The organism is Pseudonocardia halophobica (assembly GCF_050948485.1).
In the GTDB taxonomy this organism is placed as follows: Bacteria; Actinomycetota; Actinomycetes; order Mycobacteriales; family Pseudonocardiaceae; genus Pseudonocardia; species Pseudonocardia halophobica.
In genome coordinates this window covers 1,145,726-1,163,065 of sequence record NZ_CP192046.1, presented here as the reverse complement: position 1 = coordinate 1,163,065, position 17,340 = coordinate 1,145,726, and the positions used below count along the sequence as shown (strand labels likewise).

At 72.9% G+C, this 17,340-nt stretch carries 16 protein-coding genes; 7 read left to right on the top strand and 9 right to left on the bottom strand.

From position 1 onward, the window contains the following. Positions 1-95 precede the first annotated feature (95 nt). Together ACQP04_RS05675 and ACQP04_RS05670 are read left to right on the top strand one after the other, a co-directional pair. Positions 96-1,532 carry an FAD-binding oxidoreductase gene (locus tag ACQP04_RS05675; RefSeq protein WP_433506006.1) on the top strand — a complete coding sequence of 479 codons (1,437 nt, stop codon included), beginning with the start codon at positions 96-98 and terminating at the stop codon, positions 1,530-1,532. A 190-nt stretch (positions 1,533-1,722) separates the two neighbouring features. Further along, the gene (locus ACQP04_RS05670; protein WP_433506005.1) at positions 1,723-3,162 is read left to right on the top strand and encodes a GuaB1 family IMP dehydrogenase-related protein; all 1,440 of its coding nucleotides are present in this window, start codon (positions 1,723-1,725) and stop codon (positions 3,160-3,162) included. 177 nt (positions 3,163-3,339) lie between these two features. Here ACQP04_RS05670 and ACQP04_RS05665 read toward each other — a convergent pair whose 3' ends face one another. From ACQP04_RS05665 to ACQP04_RS05655, 3 genes are all read right to left on the bottom strand, one after another. Continuing rightward, a complete protein-coding gene (locus tag ACQP04_RS05665) occupies positions 3,340-3,999 on the bottom strand; it encodes a hypothetical protein (protein ID WP_433506004.1) in 660 nt (219 codons plus the stop codon). A 457-nt stretch (positions 4,000-4,456) separates the two neighbouring features. Further along, on the bottom strand, positions 4,457-5,740 hold the full coding sequence (locus ACQP04_RS05660) for a PhoH family protein (RefSeq protein ID WP_433508307.1): 1,284 nt from the start codon (positions 5,738-5,740) through the stop codon (positions 4,457-4,459). Between the two features lie 338 nt (positions 5,741-6,078). Beyond that, the gene (locus ACQP04_RS05655; RefSeq protein WP_433506003.1) at positions 6,079-7,338 is read right to left on the bottom strand and encodes a DUF885 domain-containing protein; all 1,260 of its coding nucleotides are present in this window, start codon (positions 7,336-7,338) and stop codon (positions 6,079-6,081) included. A 327-nt stretch (positions 7,339-7,665) separates the two neighbouring features. Between ACQP04_RS05655 and ACQP04_RS05650 the strand changes: the two genes are divergently transcribed. From ACQP04_RS05650 to ACQP04_RS05640, 3 genes are all read left to right on the top strand, one after another. Then, on the top strand, positions 7,666-8,055 hold the full coding sequence (locus tag ACQP04_RS05650; protein WP_037043008.1) for a hypothetical protein: 390 nt from the start codon (positions 7,666-7,668) through the stop codon (positions 8,053-8,055). Positions 8,056-8,326: 271 nt separating this feature from the next. Then, complete coding sequence (locus tag ACQP04_RS05645; protein ID WP_433506002.1) at positions 8,327-8,674, top strand: hypothetical protein; 348 nt, start codon at positions 8,327-8,329, stop codon at positions 8,672-8,674. A 261-nt stretch (positions 8,675-8,935) separates the two neighbouring features. Then, positions 8,936-9,283 carry a hypothetical protein gene (locus ACQP04_RS05640; RefSeq protein ID WP_433506001.1) on the top strand — a complete coding sequence of 116 codons (348 nt, stop codon included), beginning with the start codon at positions 8,936-8,938 and terminating at the stop codon, positions 9,281-9,283. A gap of 102 nt (positions 9,284-9,385) precedes the next feature. Here the strand turns inward: ACQP04_RS05640 and ACQP04_RS05635 are convergent, their stop codons facing one another. Continuing rightward, entirely contained in the window at positions 9,386-10,153 is a 768-nt protein-coding gene (locus ACQP04_RS05635) for an isoprenyl transferase (protein ID WP_037043014.1), read from the bottom strand. A gap of 178 nt (positions 10,154-10,331) precedes the next feature. Between ACQP04_RS05635 and trhA the strand changes: the two genes are divergently transcribed. Beyond that, positions 10,332-10,961, top strand: coding sequence for a PAQR family membrane homeostasis protein TrhA (trhA, locus tag ACQP04_RS05630; RefSeq protein ID WP_433508306.1), 630 nt, complete (start codon positions 10,332-10,334; stop codon positions 10,959-10,961). A gap of 62 nt (positions 10,962-11,023) precedes the next feature. Here the strand turns inward: trhA and ACQP04_RS05625 are convergent, their stop codons facing one another. The 4 genes from ACQP04_RS05625 to mca all read right to left on the bottom strand — a co-directional run bounded on the left by ACQP04_RS05625 (position 11,024) and on the right by mca (position 15,140). Further along, entirely contained in the window at positions 11,024-11,626 is a 603-nt protein-coding gene (locus ACQP04_RS05625; RefSeq protein ID WP_433506000.1) for a hypothetical protein, read from the bottom strand. A 97-nt stretch (positions 11,627-11,723) separates the two neighbouring features. Next, positions 11,724-13,733 carry a thioredoxin domain-containing protein gene (locus tag ACQP04_RS05620; protein WP_433505999.1) on the bottom strand — a complete coding sequence of 670 codons (2,010 nt, stop codon included), beginning with the start codon at positions 13,731-13,733 and terminating at the stop codon, positions 11,724-11,726. An 88-nt stretch (positions 13,734-13,821) separates the two neighbouring features. Continuing rightward, positions 13,822-14,145 carry a hypothetical protein gene (locus ACQP04_RS05615; protein ID WP_433505998.1) on the bottom strand — a complete coding sequence of 108 codons (324 nt, stop codon included), beginning with the start codon at positions 14,143-14,145 and terminating at the stop codon, positions 13,822-13,824. 101 nt (positions 14,146-14,246) lie between these two features. Further along, entirely contained in the window at positions 14,247-15,140 is an 894-nt protein-coding gene (gene mca / locus ACQP04_RS05610) for a mycothiol conjugate amidase Mca (protein ID WP_433505997.1), read from the bottom strand. Between the two features lie 396 nt (positions 15,141-15,536). Here mca and greA point away from each other — a divergent pair, with 396 nt between their 5' ends. Continuing rightward, complete coding sequence (gene greA / locus ACQP04_RS05605) at positions 15,537-16,025, top strand: transcription elongation factor GreA (RefSeq protein WP_197040535.1); 489 nt, start codon at positions 15,537-15,539, stop codon at positions 16,023-16,025. Between the two features lie 3 nt (positions 16,026-16,028). Here the strand turns inward: greA and ilvA are convergent, their stop codons facing one another. After that, complete coding sequence (ilvA, locus tag ACQP04_RS05600; protein ID WP_433508305.1) at positions 16,029-17,255, bottom strand: threonine ammonia-lyase; 1,227 nt, start codon at positions 17,253-17,255, stop codon at positions 16,029-16,031. Between the last annotated feature and the right edge of the window lie 85 nt (positions 17,256-17,340).

Sequence of the window (17,340 nt, the reverse complement as noted above, 5' to 3'; positions counted from 1 at the left end):
GGCCGGCCCACGGCCGTGCCTGCTCACGCCCGATCGTGTCCGCGATCGGCACGTCAGACGGCCGCCCACGAGGCGGCCGGGTTGAGAGGTGCGCCATGACCGTCACGTTGACGCGGGCCGACGGTTCCCGCGAGCAACTGCCCGACGACGTCCTCGACGAACTGGACGCGGCCCTGCGCGGGCCCCTGGTGCCCGGCGGCGACGGAGCGCCCGAGCCGCGCCCGGAGTGGAACGCGATCTACGGCGGCCCGGCGGGGTTGACGGTGCGGTGCACCGGGACAGCGGACGTCGTCGAGGCGGTGCGCTTCGCCCGCTCGCGCGGGCTGTTGCTCGGGGTCCGCGGCGGCGGCCACTCCGTCGCGGGTCTGTCGAGCAACCCCGACGGCCTGCTGATCGACCTGTCGGGGATGCGGGGCGTGCTCGTCGACCCGGAGCGCAGGCTCGCCCGGGTACAGGGGGGCGCCGTGCTCGGCGACGTCGACCGGGAGACCCAGGCGTTCGGCCTGGCGACCCCGCTGGGGCGCGTGTCGGAGACCGGAGTAGCCGGGCTGACGCTGGGCGGCGGCGTCGGGAACCTGGAGTCGAAGTACGGGCTGGCCTGCGACAACCTCGTCGAGGCGCAGGTGGTGTGCGCCGACGGCAACGTCAGGACCGCCTCCGAGGCCGAGAACCCGGACCTCTTCTGGGCGCTCCGGGGCGGCGGCGGCAACTTCGGCGTCGTCACCTCGTTCGCCTTCCGGCTGCACCCGGTCGGCCCGATCGTCGGGTTCGCCGGCGTGATGTATCCACTGGAGGACGTCGCCGCCGTCGAGCGCCGGTGGCGGCAGTACGCCGAGGTGGCGCCGTCCGAGGTCACCACGGCGGTCTACGGGTTCACGTTCCCGGCGGCGCCCGGCATGCCCGAGGTCATCCACGACCGGCCGGTCGTGGTCGTCGCCGCGGTGCACTGCGGACCCGACCCGGACACGGGGATGCGGGTGCTCCAGCCGCTGCGCGAGGTGGGCACCCCTCTGCTCGACCTCTCGCAACCGATGCCGTACACGGCCGTCCAGTCCGCGTTCGACGCGCTCTTCCCCCGCGGCGTGCACCGGTCCTACTGGAAGTCCCAGTACCTCGACGAGCTGACCGACGACGCGATCGACGCCCTCGCGCGGCGGGCGGAGGATCGGCCGTCCCCCTTCACGATGCTGAACATCTTCCGCGTGGGCGACGCGGTGCGCGCCGTGGACCCGGAAGCGACCGCGTTCGCCGAGCGGACCTCGCCCTACATGGTCTCGATCGACACCAATTGGACGGATCAGGACCAGGACGAGGCAGCGATCGCCTGGAGTCGTGCGACCTTCGAGGAGCTGACGAAGTACGGCAACGGCCGGGTGTTCCTGAACTTCACCGGTCGCCAGGACGAGCCCCTCCAGGCCGGCACCGACACCGCCTTCGGCCGCAACCTGCAACGCCTCGGCCGCATCAAGGCCGCCCTGGACCCGGACAACTTCTTCCAGCTCAACAACAACATCGTCCCCACCCCGGGCTGACGATTCGGCGTACCCTGCAACCCGCGAGTCGGCACTCTCAGGCGACCGAGTTGCACATCCGGGGAGCACCCGACATGTGGAGTTCGGTGCCCCGGAAGTGCCGACTCGCGGGACCGGTCTGCGATCTGCCGCATATATCTCACCCGCTCCGGCGGCGCGCGGCCGATCTCGCCGCTACCCTTGGCTCTCCGTGCGCTTCATCGACGGGCACCGGCCCACCTCTGACCTCACCTACGACGACGTCTTCCTCGTCCCCGGGCGGTCCTCCGTCGCGTCCCGCTTCGACGTCGACCTGACCACCGCGGACGGCACGGGCGCCACGGTGCCGGTCGTCGCGGCCAACATGACCGCGGTCGCGGGCCGCCGGATGGCCGAGACGCTGGCCCGGCGCGGCGCGCTGACCGTCCTGCCGCAGGACGTCGCTCCCGAGGCGGTCGCCGAGATCGTCGCCTGGATCAAGTCGCGGCACCCCGTGTGGGACACCCCGCTCGTGCTGCGCACCGGCGACGCGGTGGCCGACGCGCTCAATCTGCTCCCGAAGCGCGCGCACGGCACCGTCGTCGTGGTCGACGCCGGCGGACGGCCGGTCGGCACGGTCGACGAGGCCGCGTGCTCGGGCGTCGACCGCTTCACCCGGCTCGCCGACGTCCTCGACGGCTCGCCGGTCATGCTCCCGCTCGGCACCGCGCCCCGCGAGATCTTCGAGACGCTCGGCGGGCGGGGCGTCGCCCTCGGCCTCGACGACGACGGCCGCCTCGCCGGCCTGCTCACCGCGCTCGGCGCGATCCGGGCCGGGATCTACACGCCCACCCTCGACAGCCACGGCCGGCTGCGCACGGCGGCGGCGGTCGGCATCAACGGCGACGTCCCGACCAAGGCCAAGGCGCTGCTCGAGGCCGGGGTGGACGTCCTCGTCGTCGACACCGCGCACGGGCACCAGGACAAGATGATCGAGGCGCTGAAGGCGGTCCGGGCCGTGGTCCGCGACTCCGGGCTGTCGGTCCCGATCGCGGCGGGCAACGTCGTCACGGCCGAGGGGGTGCGCGACCTCGCCGAGGCCGGCGCCGACGTGATCAAGGTCGGGGTCGGGCCGGGCGCCATGTGCACCACGCGGATGATGACCGGCGTCGGGCGCCCGCAGTTCTCCTCGGTGCTGGAGTGCGCCGCCGCCGGCCGCGACCACGGCGTGGCGATATGGGCCGACGGCGGTGTGCGCTTCCCGCGGGACGTCGCCCTGGCCCTCGCCGCCGGCGCCGCCTCGGTGATGATCGGCTCCTGGCTCGCCGGGACGTACGAGTCCCCCGGCGACCTGCTGCGCGACGAGTCCGGCCGCGCGTACAAGGAGTCCTTCGGCATGGCGTCGAAGCGGGCGGTGAGCGCGCGGACCCGCGGCGACGGCGACTTCGACCGGGCGCGCAAGAGCCTCTTCGAGGAGGGCATCTCCAGCTCGAAGCAGCTCCTCGACCCCGGTCGCCCCGGCGTCGAGGACGTGCTCGACGGCATCTGCTCCGGCGTCCGCTCCGCCTGCACCTACGCCGGCGCCCGCTCCCTCGCCGAGCTCCACGAGCGCGCGGTGGTGGGCATCCAGACCGCCGCAGGCTTCACCGAAGGCACCCCCCACGGCCTGTGAGTGGCGCCGGCACTCGGGTCGCTCTTCTTCGCACGAACGGCACTTCTGTGCGGTAGGTCTGCGCCAACGGCACTCTTGTGCAGCTCGATGAGGTGCAGCGACGCGGGGCGAGGCCGCGACGCTCGCACAGAAGTGCCGTTCGTGCGGTAGGTCTGCACCAACGGCACCTTTGTGCAGTCACGAAGCAGGTGTCGCGTGGATATCAGGCCGCGGGCGAAGGCTCGCGTGGGCGTGAGCACGCCGTAGTTGGTCGACGATCTGCGCGCGCCTCGTCCGCAGCATTCTCGGCACGGTGTGGACGACGACGATGCCGTGTGCGGTCATCAGCGAGTGACGGCTGACCGTGCGCTCGTAATCCGCAGCATCGAAGTGGAATTCGACGGAGTCGATCTCCCACGCCAGCGCGACGTCGTCGAACCAGGCGTCGGGGCGCGGAAGCAGCTCACCGCCCACCGCACGGAGGACCGGGTTCCACATCGGCTCTGGCAGGCCCGACGCGACGATCACCTCGCGCGCCTGTGCCTCGGCCACCGACCTCACCCCGCCGGCGATCTCCGCCAGGACCGACCTCGGTAGAGCCGTCCCGCGATTGCTGCCGGCGTCCAGCTCCGCCCGTAGTTCGGCGGGTGAACAGCTGCCCCGCTGGACGGCTTCGGCGAGGGCCGAACGGATCTGATCGCGGTCCCGGCTCCGGCGGCAGAAGTCGAGCACGGCCCTCGACAGCGGCGCGACCGGCCAGCGGCCGGAACGCGAGACCACCGGCAGTCGGTCGGTCCGCTCGACGAGCACCTTCCCCGCGCCGAGCCTCCGACGGTCGGCCGGGATCAGGACGTGCACCGGCCCGCTCGGCGCCGGGACCCTCCTCATGCCGAGGATCGCCAGGGCGTCGAGGCCGGTGATCACGGCGTCTGCACCCGCATAGGCCAGCGCGGCGCGGCGACGGTCGTCCCGCGTGGGGGGGCCGTTGGTCAACGCGACGATGCCCGGGAGCAGGGACCGCCAGGGTCCTCCTGGGCGACATCGGTCGTAGACCGTGCGCCGCGGCACACCGAGACCCTCGAGGAGCTTCACCGGCACGATCGTCGAGTCGCACAAGGCGGCGACCTGATCGGGTGCGAGGAGCGATGATCTGCGCGGCATCGCCTGATCGTGACGGCCTCGCGCGATCCACACATCGCTCCGTCCACAGTGCCGTGACCCTGTGGACAACCTCCCGAGTCCGAATGCACGAACGGCACTCTTGTGCGGTAGGTCCGCACGAAAGTGCCGTTCGTGCAGTCAGGCGGTCACGAGGTCAGTTGCCGGGGCCCTCCAGCATCTCCGTCACGAGGGCGGCGATGGGACTGCGCTCGGAGCGGGTGAGGGTGACGTGGGCGAAGAGGGGGTGGCCCTTCAGCTTCTCGATCACCGCGGCGATGCCGTCGTGGCGGCCCACCCGGAGGTTGTCGCGCTGGGCGACGTCGTGGGTGAGGACCACCCGCGAGGCGGTGCCGAGCCGGGAGAGCACGGTCAGGAGCACGTTGCGCTCCAACGACTGCGCCTCGTCGACGATCACGAAGGTGTCGTGCAGGGACCGGCCGCGGATGTGCGTGAGCGGCAGGACCTCCAGCATCCCGCGGGCGATCACCTCGTCGAGCACGTTCTGGCTGACCAGCGCGCCGAGGGTGTCGAACACGGCCTGGGCCCAGGGGCCCATCTTCTCCGCCTCGCTGCCGGGCAGGTACCCGAGCTCCTGCCCGCCGACGGCGTAGAGCGGCCGGAACACCACGATCTTGCGGTGCTGCTGGCGCTCCATGACGGCCTCGAGGCCGGCGAGCAGCGCGAGCGCCGACTTGCCCGTGCCGGCCCGGCCGCCGAGGGAGACGATGCCGACCTCCGGGTCGAGCAGGAGGTCGAGCGCGACCCGCTGCTCCGCGGAGCGCCCGTGCAGCCCGAAGGCCTCGCGGTCGCCGCGGACGAGCTTGATCTGCTTGTCGGCCGTGACCCGGCCCAGCGCCGACGACGTGCCGCCGAGCAGCCGGATGCCGGTGTGGCAGGGCAGCTCGCCCGCCTCGGCGTGGTCCAGCACGCCGTCCCGGAACAGGGTGTCGATCTCCTCCGGGGCGACCTCGACGTCCGCCATCCCGGTCCAGCCGGAGGGGACGACGTCCTGGCCGTGGTACTCGTCGGCGGGGAGTCCGACGGCCGCGGCCTTGACCCGCAGCGGCATGTCCTTGGTGACCAGCACGACCTGCCGCCCGGCCCCGTACTCCGCCTGCAGGTTGAGCGCGCAGGCGAGGATGCGGCTGTCGTTGCTGTCCGTGCGGAAGCCGCTCGGCAGCACCGACTGGTCGCTGTGGTTCAGCTCGACGTGGAGCGTGCCGCCGGCGTCCCCGATCGGGACGGGCGCGTCGAGCCGGCCGTGCTTGATCCGCATGTCGTCGAGCTGCCGCAAGGCCGCCCGCGCGAACCACCCGAGTTCCGGGTGGTGCCGCTTGCCCTCGAGTTCGGAGATGACCACGAGCGGGAGGACGACCTGGTGCTCGTCGAACCGGGTCAGCGACCACGGGTCGGAGAGGAGAACCGAGGTGTCGAGCACGTAGCAGCGGGGCGTGACGTCCGCGGGGACGTCGGAGCCGCTCTCCTGAACCGGGGCCGTACGACGTTCGGTCACGGGTGCTCCCTCGCGGGCGCGGCACCACGCCCACAGTTCCGGTGGGCCGGCCGACCCCGGTGCGGTTGCACGAACCACGTCTGCGACGCCGCCCGCACGCCCGCAAGGGCCGGGTGCCGGCCCTCTCGGGTGCTTCGCAACACCACGTCCAGGGCCTCCCCGGACGGTGCGATCGGTACGCACCGCCACCGCTGACGCTACTAGCGGTCACCCTCATGCGGTCAAGGGTGAGATCGTGTCGCGTCCGTGACCGATCCCGAGAATTAACAGAACGGCCGACCGCTCATCGCATGATCGACACCGTCCGTCGTCGGCACGCCCCGGTCGGCCGCCGACCGTCCGGACGAGTCCCGAGGGCCCCGTGAGGCCACTACCCCCGGGGTGACGGGCCGGTCGAGCGCCCGGCGGAACCGCGCGACGTCCTCCGCCCACCAGGCACGCACCAGTGGGTATCCGATCACGTAGGTGACCGTGTACGCCCGCCAACGCGGGTCGGTGAGGAAGCGGAGCGCACGGTCCGCGCGGGCGTCGTCGAGCAGGAGCCACCGGCGCAGGTGGTCACGGGCCGCCGTCGCCCCGACCCGGTCGACGAGGAGCGCCGCGTCGAGCCGGACGTGCTGCAGCGGCAGCATCGCCTCCTCCAGCGCCTCGGCCAGCTCACCGTCCGTGACCACACCCACGTCGGCCAGCACGTCGGCCGCCCACGGCCCCCACCCCGGCCCGACGACGGCGTCGAGCCCGAGGTCCGCCACCCCCTCGACGACGAGGGCGCGCGGGCTGCGGGTGAGGCTCAGCGCACGCTCGGGTTCGGACCGGGCCGCGGCGACCCGCCGCAGGTGCTCGACGTGGTGCCCCGGGTAGGTCTCGTGCGCGACGAGCCGGGCGAGCTGCCCCGCACGCTGCGGCGCGTCGGCGCTGAACCGGGCGAGCGAGCGGCCGCCGCCGAGGTACCGGGTGAAGCCGCTCCAGGGCCGGCCCTCGACGAGCTCGATCTCGACGTCCTCACCCGCCGGCAGGTCGAGGACCGCGGCGGCCCGCTCGCGCAACGCCGCGACGAGGGCCCGGATCGCCGGGGCTCGACGGTCGCGCGGGAGCTCGTCCCGCACGCGGTGCGCGGCCAGCCGGTCGGCGAGCGGCCCCGGCCCGGGCAGCAGCGCGTCGACGGCCCGGTGCGCCGCCCGGTACCGGTCCGGGTCGCCGGGGGCGACGTCGACGCCGTAGGTCTCCCGGATCTCGGTGCGCAGCGGCACCTGCTCGCCCGCGAGGGTCCGCGCACTGCGCTCGAGGGCGCCCAGCTCGCCGTCGAGGAACGCCTCCCGCACCGCCGGGAGGCCGACGTACGGGACCGCCCGCCGCAGCCGCGCGGCCTCGCGCACGAGATCCGACGGCGCGGGAGCGGGCTCGGCGCGGACGTGCCGGCGCAGCGCGGGGTCGCCGTCGAAGGCCTCCACGGTGCCGGGCGCGAGGCGGTCCAGCCGCAGCGCCAGCAGCGCGACCTGGCGCGCGATCGCGTCCGCTCTCACGGCACTCTCCGCATCACCCGGACGCTACCCGCCGGACGCCCCTCCGGCGCCCCGTACACGATCGGGAAGGCCACTCTCCCGAACGAGTGGATCAGCTACCCACGGTTCGCGAAAACGGCCGGAAAGACGATTCGGGGCGGCGCCGGATTCCACCTATCCGGGGAGTAACCAAACGCACCGTTCGTAGCTCACACGATGGTGGTACGGGATTTGTTGTATACGCGCGACTGCGGATAGCTTTCGGAGCAGTCAGCGCGGGCTCCCCGGTCGGACGCTGACCTGAAAGGTGCCGGCTCGCCGGTTCCGCAGACCTACAGGAGAGAAACTGTGCTGAAGAAGGCTGGAATCGTCGCGACCGGCGTCGCCGCCTCTCTCGTCGCGGTCAGCCCGCTCGCCTTCGCCGGTGACAAGGGCCACGACCACCACGACAAGGGCGACAAGGGCCACCACGGCTCGTCGGTCACCGGCATCGACAAGTCGGGCAAGGGCCTGCTGAACGTGTCGGGCAACAACGTGAACGTCCCGATCCAGGTCTGCAACAACGACGTGCCGGTCAACGTCGGCGCGCTCGCCCTCCAGGGCAACGCCAAGGACATCACCGGTGCGCTGACCGGCGCCCTGGGCCTGTTCGGCGACGCGAAGGCCGACAGCAAGGTCAAGACCGACAACGACGACGTGTGCGGCCTCGGCTCCTCCGCGGGCGACTCGGTCGCCTGACGTCCCGTCAGTGCAGCACCGCCGATGCCGGTCCGGGTTCCCCGGGCCGGCGTCGCGCTTTTCCGGACACCTCGCACAGGTGTTCCACAACTCATCCGATCGAGCGAAGTAACTTTCTGCGGAAACACCTTCCGACACGATCGTGGTAGGCGTTTCGCAATTCGTGAATCTCTCGGATAGCGTCCTCGGTAGTCGATGCGGGCTCCCCGGTCGAGCATCGACTCGTCAGTCCGGGCCCTCCCCGGGCCCGAACCCATACAGGAGAAGAAGAATGCTGAAGAAGGTCGCCCTGGTCGCCGCCGCCTCGGCCGCGTCCGTCGTCGCCGTCAGCCCGCTCGCGTTCGCGAGCGACTCGCACGAGACCGGCATCGACAAGTCGGGCAAGGGCCTGATCAACGTCTCCGGCAACAACGCCAACGTTCCGGTCCAGGCCTGCAACAACGACGTCCCGGTGAACGTCGGCCTGCTCGCCGGTGTCCAGGGCAACGCCAAGGACATCGTCGGCACCGCCACCGGCGCCCTCGGCATCCTGGGCAAGGCCGACGCCGACAGCAAGGTGAAGACCGACAACGACCGCGTGTGCGGGCTCGAGGCCGCCGCCGGCGACTCGGTGAGCTGACGCTTTCCCAGCGCTTCATCCGGAAGCCCGGCCCGTTCACGGGCCGGGCTTCCGCCATTCCGGACAACGTCGTCCGGAGAAGATCATCCGATCGAGGGAATAACCGCCGGAAGAAACGCGATCAGACACGATCGTGGTATGGGTTTCACAATTCCCGGCCTTCTCGGATAGCGTCTTCCGCAGTCGGTGCGGGCTCCCCGGTCGGACACCGACTCGTCAGTCCGGGCCTTCCCCGGGCCCGTACACACACAGGAGAGAACAATGCTGAAGAAGGTCGCCCTGGTCGCCGCCGCCTCGGCCGCGTCCGTCGTCGCCATCAGCCCGCTCGCGTTCGCCCACGAGTCGCACGAGACCGGCATCGACAAGTCGGGCAAGGGCCTGATCAACGTCTCCGGCAACAACGCCAACGTGCCGATCCAGGCCTGCAACAACGACGTTCCCGTGAACGTCGGCCTCATCGCCGGCCAGGCCAACCTCAAGGACATCACCGGCACCGCGACCGGCGCCCTGGGCATCCTGGGCAAGGCCTCCGCCGACAGCAAGGTGAAGACCGACAACGACCGCGTCTGCGGGCTCGAGTCGGCCGCGGGCGACTCCGTCGACGACTGAGACACACCTTCGCCGAGCGGCGTCGATCCTCCGGGATCGGCGCCGTTCCGCGTTCTCAGGTCTTTTCCCGGGCTCTCTTTCCGGTTCTGGTGGAGCCGGACGTCAGCCGCCGAACCGGCGGTGCCGCGCCGCGTAGTCACGCAGCGCCCGGAGGAAGTCGACGCGACGGAACTCGGGCCAGTAGGCCTCGCAGAAATGAAATTCCGAATGCGCGCTCTGCCACAGCAGGAAACCGGAGAGCCGCTGCTCCCCCGACGTGCGAATCACGAGGTCGGGATCGGGCTGACCGGACGTGTAGAGGTGCGCGGCGATGTGGTCGACGTCGAGCACCTCGGCCAGCTCCTCGATCGACGAGCCGGCCTCGGCGTGCTGCAGCAGCAGCTTGCGCACGGCGTCGGCGATCTCCTGCCGGCCCCCGTAGCCGACGGCCACGTTGAGCTCCAGGCCCGGGCGGTCGGTGGTGCGGGCGGCGGCCGCCGTCAGCCGCTGCGCGATCCACTGCGGGAGCAGCTCCAGCGCGCCGACGACCCGGAGGCGCCACGGCGCGCTGGGGCCGCTGAGCTCGTCGACGACGTCGGCGATGATCTCCAGCAGCGGCTCGAGCTCGTCGGCCGGGCGGGAGAGGTTGTCCGTGGACAGCAGGAACAGCGTGACGACCTCGACGCCGGCGTCGCCGCACCAGCCGAGCAGGTCGGAGATCTTGGCCGCGCCGACCCGGTGGCCGTCGTTGACGTCCTCGAGCCCGGCGTCGCGCGCCCATCGCCGGTTGCCGTCGAGGATCAGCGCGACGTGCCGGGGGCGCTCCGCACCGACCAGCCGCCGGGCGAGCCTCGCCTCGTAGGTCGAATAGAGGAGGTCACGGACACCCACGGGGCGGAGCCTACGCCGCGGCCCGGGACCACCTGCGCCCGAAGGCCGTCGCCCGGGGGAGCTTCACCGACGCGCCACCGGTCGGCAACCTGCACGCGCGTGGAGATCCCGTACCCTCGGGCGGGTGACCGCCGGGACCCTCCAGCCGCCGTCGGACCTCCCCTTCGTCAAGCCGCGGATGCGCGGCTGGCTGCACCTCTGGTCGTTCGTCACCTCGGTCGCGGCGTGCGCCACGCTGATCGCCGTCGCCGCGTCGCTCGTGGGCGGGGCCGCCGCGCTGGCGACCTCGGTCTACAGCGTGACGATCCTCGGCCTGTTCGGCGTGAGCGCGCTCTACCACCGCCGCACCTGGACCACGCCGCGCAGCCGGTTGATCATGCGCCGGCTCGACCACTCGATGATCTTCGTGTTCATCGCGGGCACGTACACGCCGGTCGCGATGCTGGCGATGGCCCCGGCGACCGGCCGGATCGTGCTGGGCGTGGTGTGGGGCGGCGCGCTGGCCGGCGTGGTCCTCAAGACGTGTTGGCCGCACGCGCCCAAATGGCTCGCGGTGCCCATCTACATCGCACTCGGCTGGGTCGCGGTGTTCGTGCTGCCCGACCTGCTGCACAACGCCGGCGTGGCCGCCCTGGTCCTGCTGCTGGTCGGCGGCGCGCTCTACACCGCCGGCGCGGTGTTCTACGCCGTGCACTGGCCCAACCCGTGGCCGAAGACCTTCGGCTACCACGAGTTCTTCCACGCGGCCACGGTGCTGGCCGCGATCTGCCACCAGATCGCGATCTGGTTCGCGCTCTTCCCGTCCTGACCCCATGAGCGAGCGGCGCTCCCGTTCAGTAGGTGTGAACGAGAGCGCCGTTCACCGGGTCGTCACTCGGGGCCGCGGGTGCGCAGCTCGTCGACCTTCGCCATCGCCTCGCGCAGGTCGGCGAGCCAGGTGTCGGCGTTGCGGCCCACCAGGCGCACGGCCCAGGCCAGGGCGTCGGAGCGGGAGCGCGCCACGCCGGAGTCGACCAGCGTGTCCAGCACCATCCGCTCGGGCTGGCGCAGCCGCGTCATCACCGGGACCGACGCGGTGGTGAACAGCTCCTCGACGTCGCCGATCCGCGCGCCCCACGCGACCTTCCGCTGGTAGCGGTGCTCGGCCTGACGGGCGATGTCGATCCGCTCGTCCCGCGTCTCCTCGCGGAACCGCGAGATGCGCCCCGCCGCCGCGGCCGCCTTCTCGGCCCGCCCGGCGTCCGTGTCCGGGAAGTCGCCCTGCACCGCCGGCAGCTCGCCGACGATCACGATCTCCTCCCGGTCGATCGTCACCTCGGGCGCGCCGACGAACCAGTCGTCGGGGAGCCGGCCGCGCAACCACGCGGCCGCATCGCCCGTGTCCGGCAGGTCCGCCTGCTGCCACCCGCCGCGGGGCCCGCGCCCCTGCCCGCGCCCGCCGCCGTGCCAGCCCTTGTGCATCCGTCCCGTCATCCCGCACCTCCTGCTGCGATGCTTACGAGATTACACAGCAACACAAGGCGCGTCAGAACGTTCTCCGAGGGCGGACGGAAGACGGAGGAGACGGGAGTCAGAGCAGGGCGGCGAGCTCCTCCGGCGTGGTCACCGGCCGGTCGCACACGAACCCGCGGCAGACGTACGCGGCGGGCCGGTCCGCGACGAGCGGACGGGAGGCCAGCAACGGCACCCCCGGTGCGTCCGGGTCGCCCGGCACGACCACGCCACCGCCCGGCACCAGCGCGCGGGCCCGGGCCAGCAGCTCCTCCCGGTCCGGGTCGCCGACGGGTCCGACCAGCGCGACCTGCGGCGGGCCGGACGTCAGCGCCTCGGCGGCGGTGAGCCAGTGCCCGGCGAAGCGGGCGTGCCGACCGAACAGCCCGCCGACGGCGTGCACGGACTCCTCGGCCAGCTCCCGGTACCGGCCGGAGCGCTCCTCGTCGACCAGGACGGATGCAGTGAGCAGCGCGTTCGCCATCGCGGAGCCCCCGGAGGGGGTGGCGTTGTCGGTGATCTCGCGCGGCCGGTGCAGGAGCTCCTCGGCGTCGTCGGCGGTGTCGAACCAGCTGCCGGGGCCGTCCCCGCGGAACCGGGCGACCGCCAGGTCCAGGATCTCGACGGCCGCGGCGAGCCGGCCCGGGTCGCCGGTCGCCTGGTGCAGCGCGAGCAGGCCCTCGACGAGGGCGGCGTGGTCGTCGAGCACACCCATCGCCGAGCCCACGGCGCCGTCGCGCGAGGAGCGGCGGAGCCGCCCGTCGACGACGTGCAGGCGCAGGAGCAGGTCGGCCGTCTCCTCCGCGGCGGCGACCCAGTCCAGCCGGCCGAGCGCGGCACCCCCCTCGGCGAGCGCCTGCACGGCCAGGCCGTTCCACGCGGTGACGACCTTGTCGTCCCGCGCGGGCTGCGGGCGGGTGGAGCGGGCCGCGTACAGCACGGTGCGCACGCGCTCCCAGCGCTCGGGGTCGTCCGGGTCGCGCAGCAGCTGCAGCGTCGAGGCGCCGTGCTCGAAGGTGCCCGCCTCGGTCACCTCGAGGAGCTGGGCGGCCCAGGTGGCGTCCTCCGGGGAGAGCACCTCGGCGAGCTGCCGCGGCGTCCACGAGTAGGTCAGGCCCTCGACGCCGTCGGTGTCGGCGTCGAGCGCGGAGGCGAAGCCGCCCTCGGGGGTCCGCAGGTCGCCGAGCAGGAACCCGGCCGTCTCCGCGGCCACCCGGGTCGCCAGCGGGGAACCCGTACGGCGAGCCCAATGCGCGTAGACGCGCAGGAGCAGGGCGTTGTCGTAGAGCATCTTCTCGAAGTGCGGCACCACCCAGGCCGCGTCGACGCTGTACCGGGCGAACCCACCGGCGAGCTGGTCGTACATGCCGCCGCGGGCCATGGCGTCGCAGGTCCGCTCGACCATCCGCAGGGCGTCGGCCGACCCGGTCCGCTCGTGGTGGCGCAGCAGGAACTCGAGCACCATCGACGGCGGGAACTTGGGGGCGCCGCCGAACCCGCCGCGCTCGGCGTCGAAGTCCGCGGCGAGGCCGGCCATCGCGGCGTCGAGCACGTCCGGGCCCACCGCGAAAGGCGTGGGCTCGGCCCGGGCGGCGTCGGCCAGCCTGGCCGCGATCTCGCCGGCGGCCCCGCGGATCCGGGCGCCGTCCTCGGTCCAGGCCTGGGTGACGGCGTCGAGCAGCTGTCGGAAGCCGGGCATGCCGTGGCGCGGCGTGGGCGGGTAGTAGGTGCCGCAGTGGAAGGGCTCGCCGACCGGGGTGAGGAAGCAGGTCATCGGCCAGCCGCCCTGCCCGGTCATGGCCTGGGTCGCCGCCATGTAGACGGCGTCGATGTCCGGGCGCTCCTCGCGGTCGACCTTGATCGCCACGAAGTCCCGGTTGACCTGCGCGGCCGTCTCGGCGTCGGAGAACGACTCGTGCGCCATGACGTGACACCAGTGGCAGGCGGCGTACCCGACGGAGAGCAACACCGGGACGTCCCGGCGCTGCGCCTCCGCGAACGCCTCGTCGGACCACTCCCACCAGTCGATGGGGTTGTCCGCGTGCTGGAGCAGGTACGGGCTGGTCGCCTCCGCGAGCCGGTTGGGCATGCGCCCACCCTGTCACCGGCGGGCGCCGCCCGCCGCCCGGACACCCCGCCAGCGCCTCGGCGGGGATCAGGGCGGGATCAGCGCCGGATCACCGCTGCTCGGGACGCTCCCCGGCGGGCGTGCCGCTGTCGTCCCGGTTCGCCTCGGCGAGGTCATCGCCGGACGCGGAGTCCGGCCCCACACCGGACTCCCTGTCGGGCTCCTCGTCGAAGGACTGCGGCAGCCGCCGGATCCGCCGGCTCATCGACACGATCAGCGCGATCGTGGCCACGGCCAGGCAGAGGATGACGACGAGCGCGACCGGCGAGGCCTTGCCGAACTCCTCGCCCCTGTCGGGCGGGGGCTCCGGGTTCTGCGCCAGGACCGTCGCGACCGTCACCCCGATGGGCACGGCGCCCAGCTCGACCAGCACGTTCCGTCACTCCTCCGCAGGTCACGTCCTCGGAGCTCCAGGCTACGCGGGGCCGCACGGCGCGCGTGCAGCCCCGGTCGGAGGCGCCGGTGGGCGGCCGCTCAGCCCGCCCGCAGCGCCGGCTCGCGCAGGCCCGCAAACAGGTCGTCCTCCGGGGTGGGGCTGGGCACCAGCGAGCGGACCAGCTCGTACTCCTCCCACGGCCAGATCTCGCGCTGCAGGTCCAGCGGTGTGAAGAACCAGCGGCTGGTCGGGTCGATCTGGGTGGCGTGGGCGCGCAGCGCGTCGTCCCGGCGGTCGAACCAGTCCGCGCACTCCACCCGGGTGGTGACGCGTTCGCCCGGGTCCGGCCGGTCCTTCCAGTTGGCGATCCACTCGGCGTAGGGGGACTCGAGGCCGCGGGCCTTCAGCCCCTCGTCGAACGCGAGGATCCGCTTCTTGGAGAAGCCGTGCGAGTAGTAGAGCTTCAGCGCCTGCCACGGCGCGCCGGCCCCCGGGAAGCGGTCCGGGTCCGCTGCCGCGTCGAACGCCGCCATCGACACCTCGTGGGTGCGGATGTGGTCCGGGTGCGGGTAACCGCCGTTCTCGTCGTAGGTCACGAGGACGTGCGGGCGGAACTCGCGGATCACGCGGACCAGCGCCTCGGTGGACTCCTCCAACGGGACCAGCGCGAAGCAGCCCTCCGGCAGCGGCGGCTTGGGGTCGCCCTCGGGCAGGCCCGAGTCGACGAAGCCGAGCCAGCGGTGCTGCACCCCGAGGATCTGCGCCGCCCGGGCCATCTCCTGCTCCCGGATGGCAGTCATGTTCTCGAGGACGTCCGGCCGGTCCATGGCCGGGTTGAGGATGCTGCCCGCCTCGCCGCCGGTGCAGGTGACGACCATGACCTCGTGGCCCTCGTCGACGTACCGGGCCGTGGTCGCCGCGCCCTTGCTCGACTCGTCGTCCGGGTGGGCGTGGACGGTCATCAGCCGCAACGGCTCGCGTTCGGACGTCATGGGTGACCGGGGTCCTTCCGTGTCCTCGCGCCCGCGGGGGCGGGCGGTGTGTCGCAGGGCCGGGGCGCCGCCTCGGCCGATCGAGGCCGATCCTGGCATGCACCACCGACGTTCTTCCCGCGGGAGGTCAACGCCGAACCCCCCGCGACTCTTCCCGGAACCCCCCGACCAGCGCAAACACCGCCGCCGGGAACTTCGTCGGACTCCCGACCGTTCGCCGAAGGACCGCGCCGAGCGGTCGGCCCCGTGCTAGGGTTGCTCGCACACGGCCCGCAGGCGGGTCGTGTTTTTCCTTACTCGGGGCCTGTAGGTGGACGGCCCCGATCGTGCCCGTGCGACGTGCCGGGCGCCCGGCCCGCGCGGTGCGGTGCCCGGTTCGCTGGAGGAGTGATGACCGTGACGGAGACTCAGGTGACCTGGCTCACCCAGGATGCCTTCGACCGGCTCAAGACGGAGCTCGACGAGCTGATCGCGAACCGTCCCGTCATCGCCGCCGAGATCAACGCCCGCCGCGAGGAGGGCGACCTCAAGGAGAACGGCGGCTACCACGCCGCCCGCGAGGAGCAGGGCCAGCAGGAGGCCCGCATCCGCCAGCTGCAGGAGCTGCTGCGCACCGCCCAGGTCGGCACCTCGCCGACCAGCGCCGAGCAGGCGGCCCCCGGCACCGTCCTCACCATCAAGTACGAGGACGACGACGACACCGAGAAGGTGCTGCTCGGCTCCCGCGAGGAGGGCAGCCACGGCGACCTGCAGGTGATCTCCCCGAACTCGCCGCTCGGCGCCGCGCTGCTGGGCGCGAAGAAGGGCGAGGACCGCGAGTACGCGCTGCCCGACGGCGGCAGCATGCGCGTCACGCTCGTCGACATCCAGCCCTTCACCGGCTGACCCTCACGCCCCGAGCCGCGGATCGCCTTCCGGCACGCCGGTCACCGTCACGCGGTGGCCGGCGTCCCGCAGTGCGGTGACCAGCTCGCGGCAGTGCTCCGGGCCGCGCATCTCCAGGCTCACGGCCACGTCGACCTCCCCCATCGGGACGGTCGCGCTGATCCGGGTGTGCTCGACGTCGATCACGTTGGCGCCGAGCTCGCCCACCCGGGTCAGCAGCGTGGCCAGGGCGCCGGGTCGGTCCCCGATGCGCACCACCAGGGACAGGTAGCGCGCGGTCGCGGCCATGCCGTTCTGGATCACGTGCAGCAGGACCAGCGGGTCCACGTTGCCGCCGGACAGCACCGCGACCACGGGCGGGGTGAACCGCGCCGGGTCGTCGAGCAGGGCGGCCACCGGGGCGGCGCCGGCCGGTTCGACCAGCATCTTCGCCCGCTCCAGGCTGAACAGCAGGGCGCGGGAGAGCGCGTCCTCGCCGACCACGGTGAACTCGTCGACGAGGGCCTCGACCTGCCGGAAGGTGACGTCGCCGGGCCGCCCGACCGCGATGCCGTCGGCGATGGTCCGCATGCCGCCCAGTGGCACGGGTTCGCCGGCGGCGAGCGACGCCGGCCAGGCCGCGGCGCCCGCCGCCTGCACGCCGACCACCCGCACCTCGGGTCGCTGCGCCTTGACGGCCGCGGCGATCCCGCCGAGGAGCCCGCCGCCGCCGGTCGCGACCAGGACGGTGGCGACGTCCGGCACCTGCTCGAGGATCTCCAGGCCGACCGTGCCCTGCCCGGCGATCACGTCCGGGTGGTCGAACGGGTGGATGAGCACCGCCCCGGTCCGTCCGGCGTGCTCGAGCGCGCCGGCCAGGGCCTCGTCGACCGTGGCCCCGCCGAGCCGGACGTGCGCACCGTAGCCCCGGGTCGCCTCGACCTTGGGCAGCGCGGCGCCCGCCGGCATGAACACGGTCGCGCCGATGCCGAGCAGCTTCGCGGCCAGCGCCACGCCCTGCGCGTGGTTGCCGGCGCTGGCGGCGACCACGCCGCGGGCCCGCTCCTCGTCGGACAGCCGGGCCAGCCGGGTGAACGCGCCGCGGATCTTGAACGACCCGGTGCGCTGCAGGTTCTCGCACTTGAACCACACCGGCCCGCCCACGGCCTCGCCGAGCGCGCGGGACCGTGCGACGGGCGTGGTCCGGGTGACACCGGCGAGCAGCTCGCGGGCCCCCCGGACGTCCTCGATCCCGACCGGGGCCGCCGTCGGGGGATCACGGTCGACCGTTCGCAGGCCGGCCGTCCCGTTGTCGGCGTTCACTCCCGCATCGTGC